The organism is Tsukamurella soli, from assembly GCF_039541155.1.
Taxonomy (GTDB): Bacteria; Actinomycetota; Actinomycetes; order Mycobacteriales; family Mycobacteriaceae; genus Tsukamurella; species Tsukamurella soli.
In genome coordinates this window covers 1-3474 of sequence record NZ_BAABFR010000197.1, presented here as the reverse complement: position 1 = coordinate 3474, position 3474 = coordinate 1, and the positions used below count along the sequence as shown (strand labels likewise).

Here is a 3474-nt window from a genome sequence, read left to right as displayed (position 1 = left end):
CGCTGCGGGCGCGTCGGGCCCGGACGGCCAGGCGCCGGGCCCGACGGTGACCGTCAGCTCCGCGGACGCGACGTCGCCGCCGCCCAGGAGTGCGAGGCGCGCGAGCCCGCCGGAGAGCGAGTACCAGAACAGGGTCCCGGCCACCCTGTCGTCGGGTGCGTGCAGCGCAGCGCCGAGCCGCCGGACCGCGCCGCGGACCGTCGCGGGGTCGAGCAGCTGCGCGCGGGTCAGGCCCACGACGTCAGCGGGCTCTGCAGCCACTGCTCGTGCATCCCGAACCACCCGGCCACCATCCCGATGGCGCCCAGAACCCACAGGGTCACCACGACCACGGCGAACGTGAACAGGCCGAACAGCCCCTTCACCAGGATGTGCTGTCGACCCAGCCATGTCGTGAACGCGTCGTAGTAGCGCCGCGCGAACCGCAGAACCCTTTTGGCCCAATCGAATTCGCTCGCCAAGATACCCAGCCCCGCGAACACCACCAGCCAGCCGGGGCCCGGGTACGGGATCATGATCACCCCCGCCGCGAGGACCACGGTGCCCGCGACGGCCACCCCTACCCGCCACAGCACCTCACCGTGGCGCGTCGCCCGAGCGCGATCCCGCGCCGACCGCACGGTGTCGAGCAGCGCGTTCGCCACGAATCTCCTCCGGTCCGGTCTGCGCATTCCACCTTGTGCCCACGGTAGCCTGCGACGGTGATCGACAACTTCCTGACGCACGTGCCCATCTGGCTGGTGTACGTGCTCACCGCCGCCGTGGTGGGGGTCGAGAGTCTCGGCATCCCCATACCCGGCGAGGTCGTGCTGGTGGCGGCCGCGGTGATGTCGTCCAAGCACGAGCTCGCGGTGAGCCCGCATGCCGTGGCGATCTGCGGCGTGGTCGGCGCATGCGTCGGCGACGGCATCGGCTTCCTGGTGGGCCACCGATGGGGCACAAAGCTGTTCGACAAGCTGAGCAAGTGGTTCCCGCACCACGTGAACGACGACGTGATCGCCTACGCCGAGCACGTGTTCGCCCGGTACGGCATGGTCGCGGTGTTCTTCGGCCGGTTCGTGGCGCTGCTGCGGATCTTCGCCGGCCCCCTCGCCGGCTCACTCCGGATGCCCGCGCACCGCTTCTTCGCCGCGAACATCGCCGGCGGGATCTGCTGGGCCGGCGGCACGGTGTACCTCGTCTACTACCTCGGCGTCGCCGCCGAGAAGTGGCTCAAGAACTTCAGCTACGTGGGGTTGGGGCTGGCGCTGGTGTTCGCGGTGTTCGCGTCGACGGTGCTGCGCCGCACCATGAACCGCAAGGTCGCCGAGTTCGCCGAACAGCGGCGGATCACCGACGGCACCGCCCAGGACGCATAGGCCGGCTACCCCGCGTGCCACCTGCGCTCGCGGAGCGCGGCGACCACCGTCTCGACGGTGCCGATCGGGTCGGAGTCGATGTCGTGCCACGTGAAGGCCAGAGGCAGCCATCCGGCCAGCACAGCGGCGTTGAGCTTGTCGTGGTCCGCTTGGAAACGTCGCTGATCACGGTGGAACGCCCACCCGTCGACCTCGATCACGACACCCATCTCGGGAAACCCGATGTCGAAGCGGTACCGACCGATCCGGACCTGCTGGACCCACCCCGTGATGCCTTCGGCACGCAGCAGGCGCACGAACCTGCGCTCGGCCTCGGACTCCGAGTCCGACTCACACACCTGGACGATGCGACGGGCTTCGGCCATCCCGCGGAGACCGGCGTTGCGCTCCAGCGCTGCCCGCAGGCCCGAAACCGTCACCGCACCTGTCTGCAGCGAGCGATCCATCAGGCGCGTCCCCTCCCCAGCACTCAGCGCGGTGGCGCAGTCGAGGAGGGTCAGCGGTCGCCTGGTGACCGTGAGCGACGCGACGACCTCGATGTCGGCGGGCAGTAGGTTGCGCCGTCGGGCCAGGACCGGGGTCACGCAATACGCACGAGTCCGCGCGGTTCGTGGAATGGCGACCGTGACGACCGGGTCGAGATCGGTAGTCAGCCCGTGCCACCACGCCGCGGCTGCGCCCTCCGCCGCGCCTCTGTGAGCAGCGACTGCCGCGCGCAGTCGGGCCCGCTCGGTGAACAGGTGCTCCGCAGACAGATACACGGCCCGCCCCACCCGCTGCCATTCGCCTCGCTTGACCCGCGCGGTGATCGCACCGCGGGTCGAGCCGGCCGCCAACGCCTGCCCGACGGTAATGATCCCGTCCTGCGCCGCCAGAATCGCCGCAATCTCCCCCGTCTGCCCCACATCAGTTAGACGCACCGGCTCGGGCTGCGGTTCCGCGCTCACAGATTGCTGCGAATAGTCACCTGCAGCGATTGTTCGCAGCAATCTGCGCAGACCTCGGATGCCTCGCCCGGCCGCGTCAGGTCGGGATCCCGGCCGCCTGCGCCTGCTTCTTGATGCGACCCATCTCGGACATGTTGCCGAAGATCGCGATCCAGTTGTAGACCAGCAGCGAGATCAGGCCCCACCAGCCGGCGACGAGGTTGTGGGTCTGCGCTTCGCGATAGGCCTTCTTCACGTCCTCGTACGATCCCACCACGGTGCGCGTCTGCCACTGCGCCAGGACGATCATCCCGGTGTGCTTCTTGAACCGCGCCTGAAACACCGGGCCCTGGGCGGGATGACTACGTGGTGGATACCCCTGCCCCGGATACCCCTGCCCAGGGCTAGCAGGTCCGGGGACGCCCTGCTGCGGGTACGAGTACTGGTTCGGGTACTGCTGGTTCGGGTACTGCTGATTCGGGTACTGGGCCCCGGGGTACTGGGCCCCGTTCGGGGGAAACGACTGGCTCACGCGGTCAAGGTAACGCCCGCCCCCTTGCCAGGCGCTAGGACCCGACTTGGTGCGCAGGTCACCTCCCCCGGAAGGAGACCTCCTCGACCGTCGTCGACCAGTCGTGGCCATGCCCGGCCAGGCCGGTGATCCAGACGAGCACGTACTGCGTCGACGACCCGCCGCCGGCCGCGAACGAGGTCCGCCCGTCCTGCAACGTTCCCGACCACACCACGTTCGTGCCGCTCAGCGACGACAGGTCGGACGACGACGCGGTGCGCACCTCGACCGTCGACCCTGCGCTCGGGGAGCGGATCTCACCGCCGGTCAGCGTGACCGCGCGCGCCAAGGTGAACAGCAGCCCGATCCCCGACTTGAGGTTGCCGAACTGCGGGCCGGACAGGTAGGTCGCGGTGCGCCACGACGGCGAGTCGCCGGTGAGCACGTTGTCGATGTGTCGGCTCGAATCGGGACTCGAACTGAAGTCGACCAGTTGCACCGACTCGGCGGCCACCGCGCTGCCACCGCCCGACGACCCGAGGCCGCCGATGCCGCCCGCACCGCCGCGCAGCACCGACACCGCGACCACCAGCGCGAGCACAGCCAGCACCACGAGGGCCGCCAGCGTCACGGTGCGCCAAGTCGGATCGTAGCCATGTCGTTCTGTGAGCCAAGGAGT

At 69.5% G+C, this 3474-nt stretch carries 5 protein-coding genes; 1 reads left to right on the top strand and 4 read right to left on the bottom strand.

Annotation, left to right across the window (positions count from 1 at the left end; translation table 11 throughout):
- Both ABD908_RS26880 and ABD908_RS26875 read right to left on the bottom strand, forming a co-directional pair.
- Positions 1-261, bottom strand: a 261-nt coding sequence (locus ABD908_RS26880) for a hypothetical protein (RefSeq protein WP_345001899.1), incomplete at its 3' end; no start/stop codon positions are given.
- Positions 228-644, bottom strand: coding sequence for a TIGR02611 family protein (locus tag ABD908_RS26875; RefSeq protein WP_345001897.1), 417 nt, complete (start codon positions 642-644; stop codon positions 228-230). The genes ABD908_RS26880 and ABD908_RS26875, both read right to left, overlap by 34 nt.
- Positions 645-701: 57 nt before the next feature.
- Between ABD908_RS26875 and ABD908_RS26870 the strand changes: the two genes are divergently transcribed.
- The gene (locus ABD908_RS26870) at positions 702-1358 is read left to right on the top strand and encodes a DedA family protein (RefSeq protein ID WP_345001895.1); all 657 of its coding nucleotides are present in this window, start codon (positions 702-704) and stop codon (positions 1356-1358) included.
- A 5-nt stretch (positions 1359-1363) separates the two neighbouring features.
- On the opposite strand, the gene ABD908_RS26865 is transcribed toward ABD908_RS26870, so the two are convergent.
- The gene (locus tag ABD908_RS26865) at positions 1364-2305 is read right to left on the bottom strand and encodes a type IV toxin-antitoxin system AbiEi family antitoxin domain-containing protein (protein ID WP_345001893.1); all 942 of its coding nucleotides are present in this window, start codon (positions 2303-2305) and stop codon (positions 1364-1366) included.
- 76 nt (positions 2306-2381) lie between these two features.
- Positions 2382-2816: a hypothetical protein gene (locus ABD908_RS26860; RefSeq protein WP_345001891.1), complete on the bottom strand. Its 435-nt coding sequence runs from the start codon at positions 2814-2816 to the stop codon at positions 2382-2384.
- Positions 2817-3474 lie beyond the last annotated feature (658 nt).